Here is a 15,179-nt window from a genome sequence, read left to right as displayed (position 1 = left end):
AGGGTTCACAGTGGTTTATTACTAGCGGAGGTGGTTTCTTCAATTTGTTGGCTTACCCACTTGCTGCAGAATTCTGCAATCCGCTTCCATTTTGGCTCCAGCATTAAATAGTGACCATAACCTTCCGCTCGGTAGAAGGTGGTATTTTTTCCTTGCCACTCAGCAATTAACCTTGCTGTGGAAGGGGGGATTGCCAGGTCATCGGTTCCCGAAACCATTAAAGTGGGGCAATTGATTTTTTGATAGTCAATCCAGGTTGTTTTATTGCTGTCAAAAATCCAGAAGAACAATTCAAATAAGACTTGCCCAGATTCAGGACCTAATCGATCGAAGACCTTGTGCTGGTCGTCTGGATTAAGTTTATTCAACCCGAATTTCGCCATTGTCACGAAATCCGGTAACAGGACATCATTCCAAAATTCACCCGCAGCCATAAACAGCTTGCCCAGCGCACGCTCTTCTTCTGTGGTGGGCAGTATTCCCCAGTTTACGCTTCCGTTAAGCAACACGACTGCCCTTGCCAAACCCATAGTTGCCAATTTTTGTGCAATAACACCGCCCAGGGAGTGGCCGACTAGAACAGGCTTTTCATCTAAAGATTGTACAAATGCCCTGATGTCATCAACGTAGTCGGCGATACTCAGTCCTTTAAGGTGTTGCTGATTTTGTTCTGACTTTAGATCTTCATGGTAGCGGTAGCTTGGGCTGTGACAATAGAATCCTTCCTCTTCAAAATGCTGGTGGAAGTTCTCCATTGTCCAGGGGCCGGCATTGGTTCCGTGGATAAAGACGATAGGGGTATCCAAAGCCAGCTCCCGGTTTTTCAAGGCTTCCTTAGACTTTAGATGCGAGGATATCCGCAGTCATAATTTGTGGTTCTGATGCGAGCAGTTCATCCGCTTTGCTAAGCAATGCTACAGCGATCTTGCCGTTAAGATGTGCAGTTAAGCCGTCTTCATCGCTAAACGTGTCGAAAATAGCAAATCGCGTAGTGTTGATTTGTACGGCATACCAGCTCAGGGTTCCTTGCTCTTCCACAGCGAGTGGTTGGGCTGAGGTGAGCAGCGCTTTTACCTCATCAGCCTTATCCGCTTTGGCGTCGATCAGTGCCACGATGGCCAGCTTTGCTTCAGTCATTGTTTTCTCTCACGTTGTTTGGTGATGAGTATCCTAGGGGAAGCTCAGGCTTGACTATCAGTGTCCAAAAAGACAATGATCAGACAAAATTCGCCACTTTGAGGATTTATGGCCCAGATAGTCATCTTATCTATGCCAGGAGTTTTGCCGTCGGCTCTGGCTGGCGTTCAAGATATGTTTGCCCTGGGTGGCCTCCGCTTATCTGAAAGCCAGCACTCCCTGGACCCAGCCTATCAACAGTCCTGGTCCCCCGAAATCCTAGTCGCCAGTGCTGATGGCGCCGACATTGTAGATGGGCAGGGCAGGCACTTTGCTGTAGGCCATGGGATATCACAAATATCCAGTTGCGAAACCGTGATAGTCCCCGGATTTATGCCCAACCAGTTTGGTGTGCCCCCTGAAAAGTTACTGGACCAGCCGACTTGCGAATGGTTGCGAACTCAATATAGGCGCGGGGCGATTATCGCGGGTTCTTGTAGTGGCGTTTTGGCGCTGGGTGAAGCGGGTTTGCTAAATGGACGACAATGCACAACCACCTGGTGGTTACACAATGAGTTGAAATCCCGCTTTAGCAATGCCTGCCCGCTATGGGCCAGTGGACTGATAGTAGATGAAAATATAGTGACAGCGGGTGGCCCTTTATCTTGGGTAGATGTGACTCTACAAGTGATCAAGATGCTAGCTGGTGAAGAAGTTGCAACCAAAGTAGCTGATCTCGCTGTTGTGGATTCCCACCCGCGCTCGCAAACTTTGCATGTACCAAAAGGCTACCAGGTATCAAAAGAGCAGTTTCTGGTGGATGCTGAAAATGTGGTTCGTCAATATTTTGGCCAACAGATAAGCAGTCATTTGCTGGCAAAAGAACTGTCGATATCCGAGCGAACATTACACCGGCGGCTAAAACAGTTAACAGCGCAAGCACCCAAACAATTTATCGATAGCGTCCGTATGGAGTACGCTCGCAGCCTTTTACTAAACCCAGCCAATAAAGTTGCCAGTGTTGCGCAAGAATTAGGCTATTCCGATGATGCAGTATTCCGACGTGTATTTAAGTCGCATGTGGGTATGAGTCCCAGTCAATTTAGGCAGAAATACCAGAAAAGCTGATTTTTTTGGTGATAGAAGTCAGCGCCCCAGGTTCCTGGAAAAAGCCAAGCTAATTTGGCGGTAGATAGACATTCACCGTCTGTGCAATCTCCTGCGATAGTTCTTTCCCAAATAAGCAGGTGACGAGTTCAAAAGCGAACTCGATAGCGGTCCCGGGTGATTGGCTGGTTACTAAATTCCGGTCGACAACCACTCTCTGATCACTAGTTTCCTTTACATATTGACTAAGTTCACCGCGAAAAGTCTTGTAGCAAGTGGCCTTGAAATTGGTAATTAACCCCTGCCGACCAAGAACGATTACGGGAGCAGTGCAAATTGCCCCTAGCCAGCGGCCCGACTCAAGTTGTTCTCGGATGAGCTTTATTAGGGGAGCCGAGTTATGCATTTGCTCGGCACCTTCCTTACCGCCTGGCAGGGCTATTAGATCCCATGTAGAGTCTAAACAATCCTCTATGGAGCAGGGGGCTTCAATAACAAGGTTACGCAGGGTAGTTATGCGCCTACTTGGCATAATCGATGCTAAGGCAAGCTCTGCATCCGTGCGGCTCAAAATATCGTAGATGGCAATGGTTTCGATATCCTCATTACCATCGGCGAGGGGAATCAATATGTTGGGCATTGATATAACTCCAAATTATTTAGATTATCTATACGCTTTTAAAACTAAAAATATACCTTTGTATCTTTCGTCTTTAATAATTTATAGCTAATGTGCATTGCGAAAATGTTTGTGCCAATTTGAATGCTATTTGAGTTGGATAAGGATTGCTGGTGTAAGTCAAACTAAATTGTAGTTGAGCAGCTGTATTTAGCTGATTTTTGTACCATTTATATGGCTGACTATCATTTAAAGGCAGAACTAAAGGTGATTTTTAATTGTTTCATCATTAATGACATGAGTGGACTTATTCTTAAGGGGGGGGGTTAAATGCAAGAATAGAATGCAAACCACTCATATTAGGAGTATGCAATATAATAACCATAACTGCCAAAATGTTCGAAGTGCCAAAGTTTTTGGTACGGTTAATACAATTTGATACTTGAGGCCCTTAAAGAAATATAAGCTTTTATCTGATAGTATTAAACATTTAAAGTCAAAGTGATTTTGTTTCGTGGAACTAGGCAATTAAACCTTTGGGTCGACCATGCCGGCAGTTCTGTTATTCCTTTATATCTAATAAGTTGGGGCAGTTATGAATTGCATCTACAAGCAAGTACTTGTGATTTTAGCCGTTTTTCTTGTATCTGCATGCGGCGGCAGTGGCGGCGGAGATGGTGACGGTAATACGGGTGGTGGATCCAGTTTTCGAATCACAGAGGAGAATGCCAATGTGGTTGCTTCACAAGCCATGGACTCAACTGCCACTATATTAAAGCTTGGAATACAGCTACAAGAAGCTCTTGATGCCACAATTCTATCTGGAGAGGAAAGTCATGAGTTTTACTGTGACGGTTCTGGAAGTATCTCCATTGATGTGGTGAGCGAAGCAGAGGTGCTTGTAAAATTTAACAGTTGCGAGAACTCGCAGCTAGAGATTGGATTTAGTGGGCAGGCTGAGTTAATCCCCGAATCTGTATATTCTAATTCTGCTCAAGAAGTTTTCTTTCAAGGACGGGTCAATATTGATGAGGATTTAAGTTTACATGATAACACCTACGTATCTGTACTAGGTAGCTTCACCCTCGGTTTACAGGCAACCTGGTACGGTGATGTTATTGATGTGAAACATATTTCTGAGAACCCACTCAAACTAAGAGATGAGTCAAACAGTATTACTTTTTCCAAGATAGAGGCAAATATTGAATATGACCTAGATCAAGGTTTAAACATGTGGCCTAGGTCAAACTTCTTTGGCGAATATTCTGTGAAGTTAAATAGTAGTTTACTAGGAGGCGAGATCAGTTGTGATACCAAAGAGCCATATGGTATGGGAGCGTGGAATCCGAAAGATTTTGAAATTTATTGTTCTGACAGTAACCCTGATGTTTTGCTTCTTAGTGAGGGGTATGCTGGAGGGACTATGGATGTATCAATTCTTGACGCAGACAGCCAGGAGTATCGCCCAGTTTTAGGCATGTACTGGAATGAGTTTGAATCAGTTTATGAGTATCAACCTGGATTCCCTCAACCAACCTTTGAAGTTCCTGGACTCCCATCTATTGAATTCAGTATGGATATCAATGATGCGGTTTACGCCTCGAGTTCGGGCTATTTTTATATAGCCATACCTGACAATGGGTCAGAGTATGCCAATCACTTGATAGAGTATGAGCTATCGTCAATGAGTATCACCCGTAGTCTTGCACTAAAGGGGGAGGCTGGTCCGCTGGCAATATCTGGTGATGGAGCAATTTTGTATCTGGGTTATATTAATTTTCCTGAAGTGCAGCGTGTAGATCTTTCTGATTTTACCCTATCAACTTTACTTGATTTGGGAGAAGAGGATGGGAGACTGCATTACCCACGCAATATAACAGTATCTCCATCTGCTAACGATACGGTTGCTGTTACGACTTACCAACTAGAATTTGACTCGGATAGTAAATATTCGGCAAAAATAAAATTTTTCCGAGATGGGGTTGAGCAATCGGTTGTGGGAGACTGGTTTTCTAGTCCAACACGAATCACTTTTGATGAGGATGGAAGCAGATTAATTGCATACACAGATGATTCAACCGCCTATGATATTGACGTTTTTTCGGTCGGTATAAATGGGTTGGATCATGTATTGAACTTAAAAGATTATGCAAGTGGACCTTCCGACATTCTTATGTATGACGGGGCTCTTTACAATGGAATTGGAACTGTAGTTAATCCAGACTCCGGGGAATTGTATGGTAGAAATTCAGTTGTTAACGGATATGACAATGAGGAATATCGAAAGCTTGCGCCTTTGATTACACCGGGTGGTGAATATACCTATATATTTGCTAAATATCTTGAGATATATGACCGGGATCGATATACCTACTTGGGAGTATTCGATCCAGGTGTAGAAGGTAAATTTCTACGTTTAATTAACATTAATGATAACAAATTTGCTTTCGTAACTGATGCTGGAGTTAAGATATTTAGTCATGAGGATGTTCCAGTTGATCGAGATGCGAATTGTGGGCAATATTTTATTCCCGATATGAGAGTTGATCTCGATATTAGCTTTTCCGGTTGTTTGTTCGGTGATGCAGCCTACAGTGCAGAGTATGATAAAATTTATGCATCAATTCCGGGAGTTGCAGGTGTCAATGGTAATTCTATAGCTGTTATAAATAGAGAAACACTGAATTTTGAAAAATATATACCTGTTGGTTCTGAACCCTACGAACTTGAAATAAGTAAGAATGACAAATTCCTTTACATTTCTTATCTGGGTACGAATAAATACTCTGTACTTAATTTAAACGATTTATCCCTCGAAATGAATGTAGACCTGGGAACAAGGGGTAACTATTCTGGACCAATTTTTGCTGGTGATCTAGAACCTTTCCCTACAGATGAAGGCAGTGTGCTTGTTTCTACAGCCAGGCAAGGGTATACCACAGACTTTGAAGGAATGGAGGTATATGTGGATGGCATTAAACTATCGACAGGATCAAGTGATATTCCTGCTGGAATCCGTGCAAATCGAATCCGTTTTGCAAGTGATAATTTAGTATTTGGTTATAATACTGATAGTACCGGTTTTGAAGTGAGCGAATTCAAGGTTGATTCTAGTGGAGTCACCTTCGTCAATGAGTATGATGATCTAATTTGGGGATTTCCAAATGAAATCGCTTATTCTTCCGAGAGACTATATAGCTCTCTTGGATATGTGATTAATACTGATTCCATGGAGCTAGTTGGACAGATGGAAGGCTTGTCGACAGATAATTGGACACGCCATCATTTTGTAATTGATGAAAACCGGGGAGTGATGTATTTGTATGCATCAATGTTGACATCTGCCAATGATCCAGCACTCAAGGTGTTTAGTCTGGATACATTTGAAGAGTTAGCTTCAGTAAAAATGCCAACATTTGCGATTCTTCTGGGGGAAGGCAGGGCGCTCATTGATCTTAATGAAGATGAATTACTTGTCGTGCTTGGGGGTGTTATGTACAAAATTAATAAGGATGATATTTTACATTAAACAAGAAAATGGGCCCGGCAGGGCCCATTTTAGTTACACTGAATAAAAATTAAGTACCTTATACTAGAGTACGCTGCATCCGATATCTTCAATCTTCCATTTTTTAGTGACTGTGCTGCCACATTGCGCTTAATGACACTGCCGGCCCAGTTGGTATGTACTTCCGGACCTTTGGCGATATCCAGACCGCGAACTGTCACCTCGGTGGCCAGCAGAATTGAGGCGCTCAGGCAATTGCGAGTCTCAGTGTTGCTCCCTTTCCCCTATTCATAATTCAGCAGTCCAGCTAATGCCCTTTGTAATAATAGCCAATCCAAGAGAGTGGCTGCCGAGGGTAGTCGTAAGCGGAAAGAAGCGGGCTAAATTTGTTAGTTGTGATTATTTATGATGTATTCCAGGTGCCTTGTATCAGTGCCGCAGCAGCCGCCCAATATATTGAACCCGTTATTCTGATTTAAGCGAAGCATAAGATTACCCCATTCTGATATGCTGTCGGAGCGCGTTGTTTTGCTGTTTTCTAGTTCATTGTGCGTTAGTGATGAAGCATTGGCTTGTATGCCGATTAGTCTGTCAGGTAATTGACTTGAAGCGTTTAGAAAAGAAGGATGAGAACAATTAATAAAGTACCCAGAAGGTTTAGGCGAAACCTGGTGATCAATATGTGAAATTGCTTCTTGAATGGTATGGCCATCTAAAAGGCGGCCATCTGAGCCAATGACAAAGCTAATAAAATATGGTTTAGAGTACTTTGACATTAGAGATGCAATGCCAAGTGCCTCTGGTATAGCTGGTAGGGTTACTCCCATGAGGTAGTCAGCATTAGAGGCTCCGAGCTTATCAATTTGCCAACGATGATAAGAAAGAGATTCTTTGTAAGTTAGGCCTTGTTCTGGTTTGTAGCAGTCATTTTTACAGCCGACTAGGCCTCCTACATATACATTTCCTTCTTTTGGCAAGATATTCGAAAGAAAATTAACAGCGTCTTCATTGATAGATGTAGGTGCCTTGGCTAGAGAAACTCTCTCTGAGCTGGCCCTCCATGTAGGAGTTGCAAGCAAAAGAGGGAGTTTTGCATCAATTGCAAGGTTTATGTATTCACTGTAGATTCGTTTAAGGCTTTCAGCACCAGCTTTGCTATAGATTAATTTAGCATGGTCGACATGGCTGCAAAGGCTTATATCTTTGTTACGCCTGACTCTTTCGAGTATGGCCGCTTCAGTAAGAATCAACTTTTCTGAAAGAATTCCTTGCATGATGCTCTCCGGTGTAAGCTGTCGGGCGCTGAAGTTGAACACCCAGTTATATTTAAACTTTATACTGCCGCCATTAAAATTGCCATGCAAGAAAGACTAGGATTAAAACCCAGCTACTGACAAAGTAAACTCCAACGAGTCATAAAGTGTACTTGGTACTTTTGGAGCGAATGAGCTGCACAACCAATTCCCACTAGCAAAACTAGCGAGTGTAAGGGCAGGAAATATGATTAGCTGGATGTCGTTAGTGGTTAAGAACTCAGCCCTAGATTTGAAAGCTCTGAAATTCGATATTATGGGCCTCTATCTCCTGATGTTCTTTAGCTAATCCAAGCTCATATTCTTCGCTATTTTCTAACAAGGATACAACTTTAGAAATTCCTATCTTAGAAAAATATTTGGCGTCTTCAGTCAACAATTTTGAAGAGGTTTTAGGCATTGCATGAAGCGTACCGTTACCAATCTTTGTCACTTCAAAAACTGAAGGGATCATAAAAATCCTTCTTACATAATACTTATGGATGCTCCAGGGCTGGAGTATCCTGTCTGCGATTGTTATTGTTTATGGAATCCTGGGCACATTTCACGAAGTTGACTGCTTGCCAATTGCACCATACTCTTGTTGAAATTTTGAGCAAAGCTTCTGGCCTGCGCTATAAGATCTTCATGGTTAACACAATACTGAGAATCAGCTCCAACCCAAAGTATCTCCCATTTAGTATTTTTAAAAACACATGAAGTAAATGGAATATCGAAGCCTGGGCGAGAAGGGCCAATTCCATCTGCTACTACGATGAAGTAAACATTATCCTCTTTAAACGCCTTCTCTGCTAAGATCGCTGCAGTTTCAGGTTTGTAACTATCCTTTTTCGATTCAAAAGAGCAATCAGAAAGTGCCTTGCCAGAAGCCAACCATAGTAGAGCTAAAGTCAGTATTTTTTTCATGTCTGTACCAACGTCGCGAGTAAGAGCAGCCGAAGTAGAGTATAAGCTGCCCAACCATCCGAGTGGGTGATCTTGCAGGGCTTGTTGAGTTAAAACGAAGCTATAGTGCCAGATTGTAGGAAAACTCTCAGGAGTCGTGTGCTCAGGTAGAGGTTAATTCTTGCAGAAAATACAAGCCACCTAAAAATTGACTGCCAGAATAACGCTTAACCGGTTGAAACGGAGTTGTTTTTTCACGCTAGCGTAGTATTAAGGAGTGAACGAATCAACGTAGTGGAAGTTGGGTTAACTATTTTTTTAGCTGCGTATCCTGCCCGATAGTACAGCCTTGATAAATGGCCATTTGTTTTCAGTGTAGGCTTCACGGTCTTGAGGGTTATCTTGGGCAAGCTTTTGTTTTAATGCTGCGTATTTCTGAGCGATGGTACGGTTATTGCGCAATATATCGCGAAATTTAAGACGCTCTTGCCAAAGATTACTTTTGAATGGGATAAGGTGAAGATGATGCGTGCGGTATTCAGGTTTAGGTTTACAAAACCAATGCATAACATCATCTTTGTATGGGTAATAGCAATAATTAATCACCGATAGGGCTTCAATAGCAGGTTTGGAGCTGGGTAAGTCTTTTACCCCAAACATTATGTCGATGATGGGTTTTGCAGATAGCCCCGGAACTGAAGTGCTACCAACGTGCTCGACAGCTCCGCACAGCCATTCGCCTGCTACATTTAGAAGGATTCCTTTCTCCTTCTCAAATGCATCAGGCCAAGCACTATTGTAGTTTTCTAATTCAATTTTCATTTCAAAGAAGAAAGGCTGTTGACGCCCGATTAATTGGTAGGCAGATATTGCCCCAAACTGATACGTAGCGAAAACTTCATAATATTGGCTTATCCATCTGGGTTGTTTGCTAGCAGTAAACTAAACCCATACATCATTTTCTGCCGTTAACCTGCTTTCAGTACCGCCAGTGTTAACAACACCTTTAGGCTCAACAATCATGATTTGGCATTCATCTGTTGCAGATGGTTTATGTTCAACACCCTTTGGGATAACAAACATTTCCCCTGAGTTAATTTCAACCTTGCCATCACGGAGTTCAATAAGTAGTGACCCTTCAATTACAATAAACACTTCATCTGTTTCAGGGTGATTATGCCATACAAAGTCACCTTCAACTTTAACCAGTTTAAATTGATAATCATTCATCTCTGCGATAACACGCGGAGACCAATGTTCGGTAAATTTTGCGTATTTCTCTTTGAGATTTATTGCATTGAACTCCATTCAGAATCCTTTCTGCTAAGTGCCGCTAACGAGTGTGTAGAAAAACTCACCCCTCACTTTATATTGTACTTTTACGTGAAAAATAGCCTACTGACCAGTGAAAACTCAGCCAGAATTTTCGTAGAATCGCCACTTGAGGTTAATATTTGATCACACCTAAGGGAGCAAAAACACACATTAGTTTTCTACAGCCTGAACCACTGGATAAGGCACGCCGTACTAACGCACTAGTTTTATGTTAACTTGCGAAGCCGGTGAGCAACCCAAAAGCGAAGTAGAAATGTAGGCGTTGCCCCTCATTCATTATGTTTTTCAGCGCATTTCTAGATATGCAATCGACGCCGGAACCCTCTTGGGTTCAACGTGTGTAGAATGCATCTGCTGTAGAACCCATTTACCATCTTCCTTGACCACCACAACACTTTCCAGCCATACAACGTCCCACGTACCCTCTTTAGAGGAAAACACAGCTTTATTCCAGTAATTTATAAGGGCAATATCTTCTCTCACATCAGTAGAGATAAGGCTGTAGTAGTTCTCCCTCTTGTATTCAGCAGGTGGAACAGCGGCGATAAGTTCATCAATACCCCAAACTTCTCCATTCTCAAGAAGCTCAAATTTGTCTGTTACGGACCTCTTCATAGCAGAATGATCAAACTTAGAAATAGCTGAAAAGAGTGCAACAACCGGTTCAAATACTGGATCTGATTCTGCTACAGCAGGTCCAGAGAACAGTGACAAAACCAATACAATTTTTCTTAGTGTTTTCATGGTTCCCTCTTAAAAAATAACGTTGCTAGCAAGAGCAGCCGAAGTGGCGCGTAGCTTTTCAAGCCCTGCCATCGCCCGCTAAATTCACAGGGAAAAATATCATACTTTTCCCACTAAATAACTATCTGATTGGATCTCCACAATGTGGAGCTGGCTTACTTGGTTTGTTAGTTTAAAACGAGGGTACTCAAACAAAACCATGATACCAGTTTCAGGAGGGATCATTGGGTAGTTGCGCTCAGGTATAGTATGGTGCTTGCTGAAACTAAAGAGTTTTCATTTTTTGGGGCAAAGCTTGCCTGGCATGATAAGTCTCTGCTCCAACTAAAATACCATTTTTGTCAGCTTGCTAGTCGATCCCGCGGTATTTTGATTGGCAAGACTCTGAAAGAGCTTGCCGTGTTTCTCCGTGATTGGATCAATTGTTTTGGTATAGTCCAAGGCTATAAAAATGTATTGATTTGGACTATTGGATACGGCAGAGATTAAGAATGATTTATTGGAAGAATTGGCGCAGGGAGAGCGAAAGTCCGAAACTTATTGCGCATAGGTGTAAGTGAATCGCTGGCAGTTTATCAGCAATTGTTAGCCACTTTTTCGTAGTTGCTCACTATATATTTCCTGTATCACAGCATGGCCAACTACCTTTGAACCCTCTCGAACCTCTAGATTGGCACCTACCTCGAAGCATTTTAGATATGCCTCTGGTGTGGTGAATTTATCAAGCACCTGGGTGCGGCAACTCCTGTATCAATTAACCAATGAATTGTAGTTATGAGGTAGTCAGCTTTAACCTTATTATGAGGTCAGTATCCATTCTTTACGGAGAATTTTTTCCAGAAAAATAAATCTGTACATAAGTGCCAGGTTTTCAGTCCGGGTTTTCATTTCTATTGAAGTTATCATAAATCTCATTTAAGAGTTGAGTACATGAATTTCACTTGAACAATCTGTGAACGGTGCGACTTATCCACCCCTGATGTTTAGTCATTTCTTTCCTCACATAGGGAGAATAATCTTTGTCGTCGTTCTTAATGTGATTTGTCAACCAGATTTTTAAATCACTCATAAGTCTACGAGTTATATCCTTTCCGTTTTCGTGTTGCTCAACATATGAGTCTATCTGCGCAACAAAGGATCTGTGGACTTTCTTGTGAGTGTCTGACAGAGGATAACCTGATCTTTCCATCAAGTCTTCTTCAAAATCGAAGTGGGTGGACGTGTAATCGGCAAGGCCTATAAGTACTTTTGATATTCTCTCTTTATCATTTTCAATATGTGCCAAATCAAGCTCGTTTATATAATCTACGATTCTCCTATGCTGCTCATCAATGACGTTTATACCCACTGACAACGACGCATCCCAGGACCAGTAGCTCATTTTTCTTCACCAGGTTTTTATGTAACACTCGACTCTGTAGCAGGCGCGGAGCCGCAAAGCGGCGGAATAAGCATCCCAAAGCCGAAAACGTGATAACAGCTGCTTGTGAGTTCTTTTTTTGTAATTTTTCACTGTTTCTCAAAATTCTGATTTTCGTGCAGTGGGACAATCTATTTATTCGACCAACTGACCTTCAACTAGTAATCTCAATTTTGACTCCCTGTTAATACTTGAAACTTATGAGGCCTTGAAAGCCAAGCCAGTTTCATACATTGGCGTGAAACAATTCGGGTATACCAATTCGTATTCTGTAAGACCTTAGTTACCACGCTTGTCTTGAGCGTACTTATGCGTCTTGAAGGCCTTTTTTACTTCACGATGCGAAGCCAGTCGGGATGCCTTTCTCGTACATACCTAGCCTGATTATGGCTGGCGTGTTTCAGGCAGACGACTAGCACTGTACTAGCCAACAGCTTGGCTGGCCACTGCCCAATATTTACGAGGAAAAAATACCAAACTATCCCCACCCAATTTCTTTCTTACTGGCACTCCGTGAAATTTCAGCGAATTGCCCCTATCTACCACGCCCAAACGAACACTCTAGGAACGAAACCGCTTGACTTTCAAGCTGGCAATTAGCAAAAAGCTGAATGCCAAATTAGTACTTAATATTCTATGTTGGCATAATCAAAAATTTATATGGTCTGCTACCATAACGCCTCCACTAAGTTTTATACACAGACGTTTTGCGCTTTCTTGATGTAAATCAATAATTTGTAGCTTTATTTCAATTTAACTGTGTCTTATATGGAGTTGTTATGCAAGATTGGGGAACTGGTGGATTTAAAAATCAAGCCGTGGGGGATACTCGATTGGGCTCTTTATGGATTCCAGGGGTTGGAGTTTTGAGATCCTATCAATAAAATTAGCTATAAACGGAAGCCGGAGCAACTCATAGGCAGTCCGGTGGAGGCTGTTTCTTGGTCAGAACGTACTTAATGACTTTGTTAAATGTTTTCGGTTGAAATTTTCTACTCTTCAAGACAGTCATTGATATATTCTTCAATGTTTGAAGCTAGCTTCATATTTGAAATTTCTTTGTGGTTAAAATCTTCTTCATGGTCTGCTATATATATAGTGGTATCTTGTTGGCTTAAATTGATAAAATAATAATTTCCGAAGCCGTCGAAGCCTATTGCAAAAAAATTATTTGGCCAATGATCTTGATAACAGAAACCATCTTCACGAAGCTTCCGATTAGTTTTTATAAGCCAGTCTAAGTCTTTTACAAGTTCTCCCTCAATCTGGTCTGGATCATCAGATTGTGGGAATGGGTAATTTATAAGAGTATCGGTATAGAAAGATGGTAACTCAATGTCAAAGGCATTGTTAATTGTATTAATTGTATTTTTCATGTGTTTGTGTATTGCCCACGTATAGCATTTATATAGTAATCATACGGATCACTATTATCCTGATTACTATTTCAGAATCAATTTCTTCGCTAAAACGAAAATATTGTTATAAAGTCATTGGATTAAATTTAGTTGTCACGGCCGTGCAAACTGCAAAAAGGATCACTTTGACTACTACCCCATTTCTTATATCACTCTGTAACTCTTTGATTCATAGTTGATTATTATATTTTTCGTCAGCTTTTGAAATAACAGTCAGGATAACCATGAACCCGAAGCGAGCGCCAAAGGGCAATCCCCCGGCGTTACCAGGGGATATTCACTCGACTTACCCTCGGATACGCCGCACCCGAAATTTACGTCCTTTCAACTTGCCGTTTTCTATTTTCTTCAGTGCTTGTGATGCCACATTGCGTTTAATCGCAACATAGGCGGTCATGTCCAGTACGTTGATCTTGCCAACATCTTTACCGTTAATCGGGCGATCGCCGCCGGTTAGGGCACCCAGGATATCGCCGGGACGGACCTTTTGCTTCTTGCCGCCATCGATTTGAAGAGTGGCCATCGGTGCCTGGAAAGGGGGTTCACTTAATATGCTGGCGGGTGGCGGTGTATCTGGATCGGATAGTGGGTCCTGGGTTAGGTCCATGCGAACCAGTTTGTGGCCTTCTTTCTCGGCAAAAAAGGAGTAAGCGCAACCGCGCTCACCGGCGCGGCCTGTCCGTCCGATGCGGTGGGTGTGAACTTCCGGGTCTTTGGCGATATGAAAGTTGATAACGGCATCCAGCTTGTCGATATCAAGGCCGCGTGCAGCCACATCAGTAGCTACCAGAATTGAAGCGCTACCATTGGCGAAGCGAATCAGGGTTTCATTGCGCTGGCGCTGCTCCATATCACCATGCAGGGCGAGGACATTGAAGCCAGCCTGTTTCAGATCATCGGCCACTTCATCGGTTTCGCGTTTGGTGTTGCAGAAAACCAGGGTATTGACTGGTTTATCATTGAGCAGGACACGCCGAGTCATCTCCAGGCGATCCTCGAAACTCTCAGTTCTGTAAAAGCGTTGTTCGATCACCTCGTCGCTATGGGCAGAATCAATTTTAACCATCACCGGTTTTTGCATCACTCGGGCGCTGAGCTTTTCAATTTCATCGGGGTAGGTAGCGCTGAATAGTAACGACTGCCGCCCAGTTGGCACCTGCGCCAGAATGGTATCGATAACGTCCTGAAATCCCATATCGAGCATTCGGTCGGCTTCGTCAAAGACCAGCGTATCGACATGCTCTAAGGAGAGTGTTCCTTTGCGCAGGTGTTCTTCGATACGTCCTGGAGTACCAACGATGATATGGGCACCATGGGCCAGGGAGCCGATTTGAGGGCCGAAAGGCATGCCGCCGCAGAGAGTCAGAATCTTTATGTTGTGAATTGCCCGTGCCAGTCGGCGCAGTTCCTGCGCAACCTGGTCCGCCAATTCCCGTGTTGGGCAGAGAATCAGCGATTGAATCCGAAAGCGGCTGACATTGAGCCGATGCAGCACCCCCAAACCGAAGGCGGCCGTTTTACCGGAACCGGTTTTTGCCTGGGCGATAACGTCCTTGCCGTCAAGAATGATCGGAAGCGTTTTGGCCTGAACCTCGGTCATGGATTTATAGTTGAGTGACGCCAGGTTTTTCAGCAGGGCGGGGTTTAGGGGGAGATCGGAAAAAGGTGCAGTCAAGGTGAATCCTGGAGTCGTTAAATGTCAAATACGCGTATT

The 15,179-nt window shown here is 42.9% G+C and carries 15 protein-coding genes; 3 read left to right on the top strand and 12 right to left on the bottom strand.

What is annotated here, in order from left to right; all coding sequences use genetic code 11:
• Positions 1 to 5 precede the first annotated feature (5 nt).
• Together ACJJI6_RS06105 and ACJJI6_RS06100 are read right to left on the bottom strand one after the other, a co-directional pair.
• Complete coding sequence (locus ACJJI6_RS06105) at positions 6 to 806, bottom strand: alpha/beta hydrolase (protein WP_475712820.1); 801 nt, start codon at positions 804 to 806, stop codon at positions 6 to 8.
• A 28-nt stretch (positions 807 to 834) separates the two neighbouring features.
• Positions 835 to 1,137, bottom strand: coding sequence for a putative quinol monooxygenase (locus tag ACJJI6_RS06100; protein WP_475712819.1), 303 nt, complete (start codon positions 1,135 to 1,137; stop codon positions 835 to 837).
• 108 nt (positions 1,138 to 1,245) lie between these two features.
• Here ACJJI6_RS06100 and ACJJI6_RS06095 point away from each other — a divergent pair, with 108 nt between their 5' ends.
• Positions 1,246 to 2,244 carry a GlxA family transcriptional regulator gene (locus tag ACJJI6_RS06095; RefSeq protein ID WP_475712818.1) on the top strand — a complete coding sequence of 333 codons (999 nt, stop codon included), beginning with the start codon at positions 1,246 to 1,248 and terminating at the stop codon, positions 2,242 to 2,244.
• A gap of 49 nt (positions 2,245 to 2,293) precedes the next feature.
• On the opposite strand, the gene ACJJI6_RS06090 is transcribed toward ACJJI6_RS06095, so the two are convergent.
• Entirely contained in the window at positions 2,294 to 2,863 is a 570-nt protein-coding gene (locus ACJJI6_RS06090) for a DJ-1 family glyoxalase III (RefSeq protein ID WP_475712816.1), read from the bottom strand.
• 574 nt (positions 2,864 to 3,437) lie between these two features.
• On the opposite strand from ACJJI6_RS06090, the gene ACJJI6_RS06085 reads away from it, so the two are divergent.
• Positions 3,438 to 6,371 carry a YncE family protein gene (locus ACJJI6_RS06085; protein ID WP_444927930.1) on the top strand — a complete coding sequence of 978 codons (2,934 nt, stop codon included), beginning with the start codon at positions 3,438 to 3,440 and terminating at the stop codon, positions 6,369 to 6,371.
• 368 nt (positions 6,372 to 6,739) lie between these two features.
• Here the strand turns inward: ACJJI6_RS06085 and ACJJI6_RS06080 are convergent, their stop codons facing one another.
• The 6 genes from ACJJI6_RS06080 to ACJJI6_RS06055 all read right to left on the bottom strand — a co-directional run bounded on the left by ACJJI6_RS06080 (position 6,740) and on the right by ACJJI6_RS06055 (position 10,627).
• Positions 6,740 to 7,624: a homocysteine S-methyltransferase family protein gene (locus ACJJI6_RS06080; RefSeq protein WP_444927929.1), complete on the bottom strand. Its 885-nt coding sequence runs from the start codon at positions 7,622 to 7,624 to the stop codon at positions 6,740 to 6,742.
• A 265-nt stretch (positions 7,625 to 7,889) separates the two neighbouring features.
• A complete protein-coding gene (locus ACJJI6_RS06075) occupies positions 7,890 to 8,117 on the bottom strand; it encodes a hypothetical protein (protein WP_444927928.1) in 228 nt (75 codons plus the stop codon).
• Between the two features lie 62 nt (positions 8,118 to 8,179).
• A complete protein-coding gene (locus tag ACJJI6_RS06070) occupies positions 8,180 to 8,569 on the bottom strand; it encodes a hypothetical protein (RefSeq protein WP_444917235.1) in 390 nt (129 codons plus the stop codon).
• A gap of 297 nt (positions 8,570 to 8,866) precedes the next feature.
• A complete protein-coding gene (locus tag ACJJI6_RS06065) occupies positions 8,867 to 9,370 on the bottom strand; it encodes a GrpB family protein (protein ID WP_444927927.1) in 504 nt (167 codons plus the stop codon).
• Positions 9,371 to 9,490: 120 nt separating this feature from the next.
• On the bottom strand, positions 9,491 to 9,856 hold the full coding sequence (locus ACJJI6_RS06060) for a cupin domain-containing protein (RefSeq protein ID WP_444927926.1): 366 nt from the start codon (positions 9,854 to 9,856) through the stop codon (positions 9,491 to 9,493).
• 312 nt (positions 9,857 to 10,168) lie between these two features.
• Positions 10,169 to 10,627 carry a nuclear transport factor 2 family protein gene (locus ACJJI6_RS06055; RefSeq protein WP_475712815.1) on the bottom strand — a complete coding sequence of 153 codons (459 nt, stop codon included), beginning with the start codon at positions 10,625 to 10,627 and terminating at the stop codon, positions 10,169 to 10,171.
• A gap of 249 nt (positions 10,628 to 10,876) precedes the next feature.
• On the opposite strand from ACJJI6_RS06055, the gene ACJJI6_RS06050 reads away from it, so the two are divergent.
• Positions 10,877 to 11,116 (top strand): hypothetical protein, encoded by a 240-nt coding sequence (locus tag ACJJI6_RS06050; RefSeq protein ID WP_444927924.1) that lies wholly within the window; start codon positions 10,877 to 10,879, stop codon positions 11,114 to 11,116.
• Between the two features lie 448 nt (positions 11,117 to 11,564).
• Here the strand turns inward: ACJJI6_RS06050 and ACJJI6_RS06045 are convergent, their stop codons facing one another.
• The 3 genes from ACJJI6_RS06045 to dbpA all read right to left on the bottom strand — a co-directional run bounded on the left by ACJJI6_RS06045 (position 11,565) and on the right by dbpA (position 15,140).
• Complete coding sequence (locus ACJJI6_RS06045; protein ID WP_444927923.1) at positions 11,565 to 12,008, bottom strand: bacteriohemerythrin; 444 nt, start codon at positions 12,006 to 12,008, stop codon at positions 11,565 to 11,567.
• Positions 12,009 to 13,039: 1,031 nt separating this feature from the next.
• Positions 13,040 to 13,423, bottom strand: a complete 384-nt coding sequence (locus ACJJI6_RS06040) for an SMI1/KNR4 family protein (RefSeq protein WP_444927922.1) — start codon at positions 13,421 to 13,423, stop codon at positions 13,040 to 13,042.
• A gap of 328 nt (positions 13,424 to 13,751) precedes the next feature.
• Entirely contained in the window at positions 13,752 to 15,140 is a 1,389-nt protein-coding gene (gene dbpA, locus ACJJI6_RS06035) for an ATP-dependent RNA helicase DbpA (protein WP_475712814.1), read from the bottom strand.
• Between the last annotated feature and the right edge of the window lie 39 nt (positions 15,141 to 15,179).

The sequence above is a fragment of the Microbulbifer maximicatervae (SeqCode) genome (assembly GCF_056232625.1).
The sequence above is the reverse complement of the archived record's forward strand: the minus strand, read 5'-3'. Positions and strand labels throughout refer to the sequence as shown.

Coding starts and splice junctions, on each gene's coding strand:
- ACJJI6_RS06060 (WP_444927926.1), bottom strand. CDS start 9,856: ATGGAGTTCAATGCAATAAATCTCAAAGAGAAATACGCAAAATTTACC.
- ACJJI6_RS06045 (WP_444927923.1), bottom strand. CDS start 12,008: ATGAGCTACTGGTCCTGGGATGCGTCGTTGTCAGTGGGTATAAACGTC.
- ACJJI6_RS06080 (WP_444927929.1), bottom strand. CDS start 7,624: ATGCAAGGAATTCTTTCAGAAAAGTTGATTCTTACTGAAGCGGCCATA.
- ACJJI6_RS06055 (WP_475712815.1), bottom strand. CDS start 10,627: ATGAAAACACTAAGAAAAATTGTATTGGTTTTGTCACTGTTCTCTGGA.
- ACJJI6_RS06050 (WP_444927924.1), top strand. CDS start 10,877: ATGGTGCTTGCTGAAACTAAAGAGTTTTCATTTTTTGGGGCAAAGCTT.
- ACJJI6_RS06095 (WP_475712818.1), top strand. CDS start 1,246: ATGGCCCAGATAGTCATCTTATCTATGCCAGGAGTTTTGCCGTCGGCT.
- ACJJI6_RS06040 (WP_444927922.1), bottom strand. CDS start 13,423: ATGAAAAATACAATTAATACAATTAACAATGCCTTTGACATTGAGTTA.
- ACJJI6_RS06065 (WP_444927927.1), bottom strand. CDS start 9,370: ATGAAAATTGAATTAGAAAACTACAATAGTGCTTGGCCTGATGCATTT.
- ACJJI6_RS06090 (WP_475712816.1), bottom strand. CDS start 2,863: ATGCCCAACATATTGATTCCCCTCGCCGATGGTAATGAGGATATCGAA.
- ACJJI6_RS06100 (WP_475712819.1), bottom strand. CDS start 1,137: ATGACTGAAGCAAAGCTGGCCATCGTGGCACTGATCGACGCCAAAGCG.
- ACJJI6_RS06070 (WP_444917235.1), bottom strand. CDS start 8,569: ATGAAAAAAATACTGACTTTAGCTCTACTATGGTTGGCTTCTGGCAAG.
- ACJJI6_RS06075 (WP_444927928.1), bottom strand. CDS start 8,117: ATGATCCCTTCAGTTTTTGAAGTGACAAAGATTGGTAACGGTACGCTT.
- ACJJI6_RS06085 (WP_444927930.1), top strand. CDS start 3,438: ATGAATTGCATCTACAAGCAAGTACTTGTGATTTTAGCCGTTTTTCTT.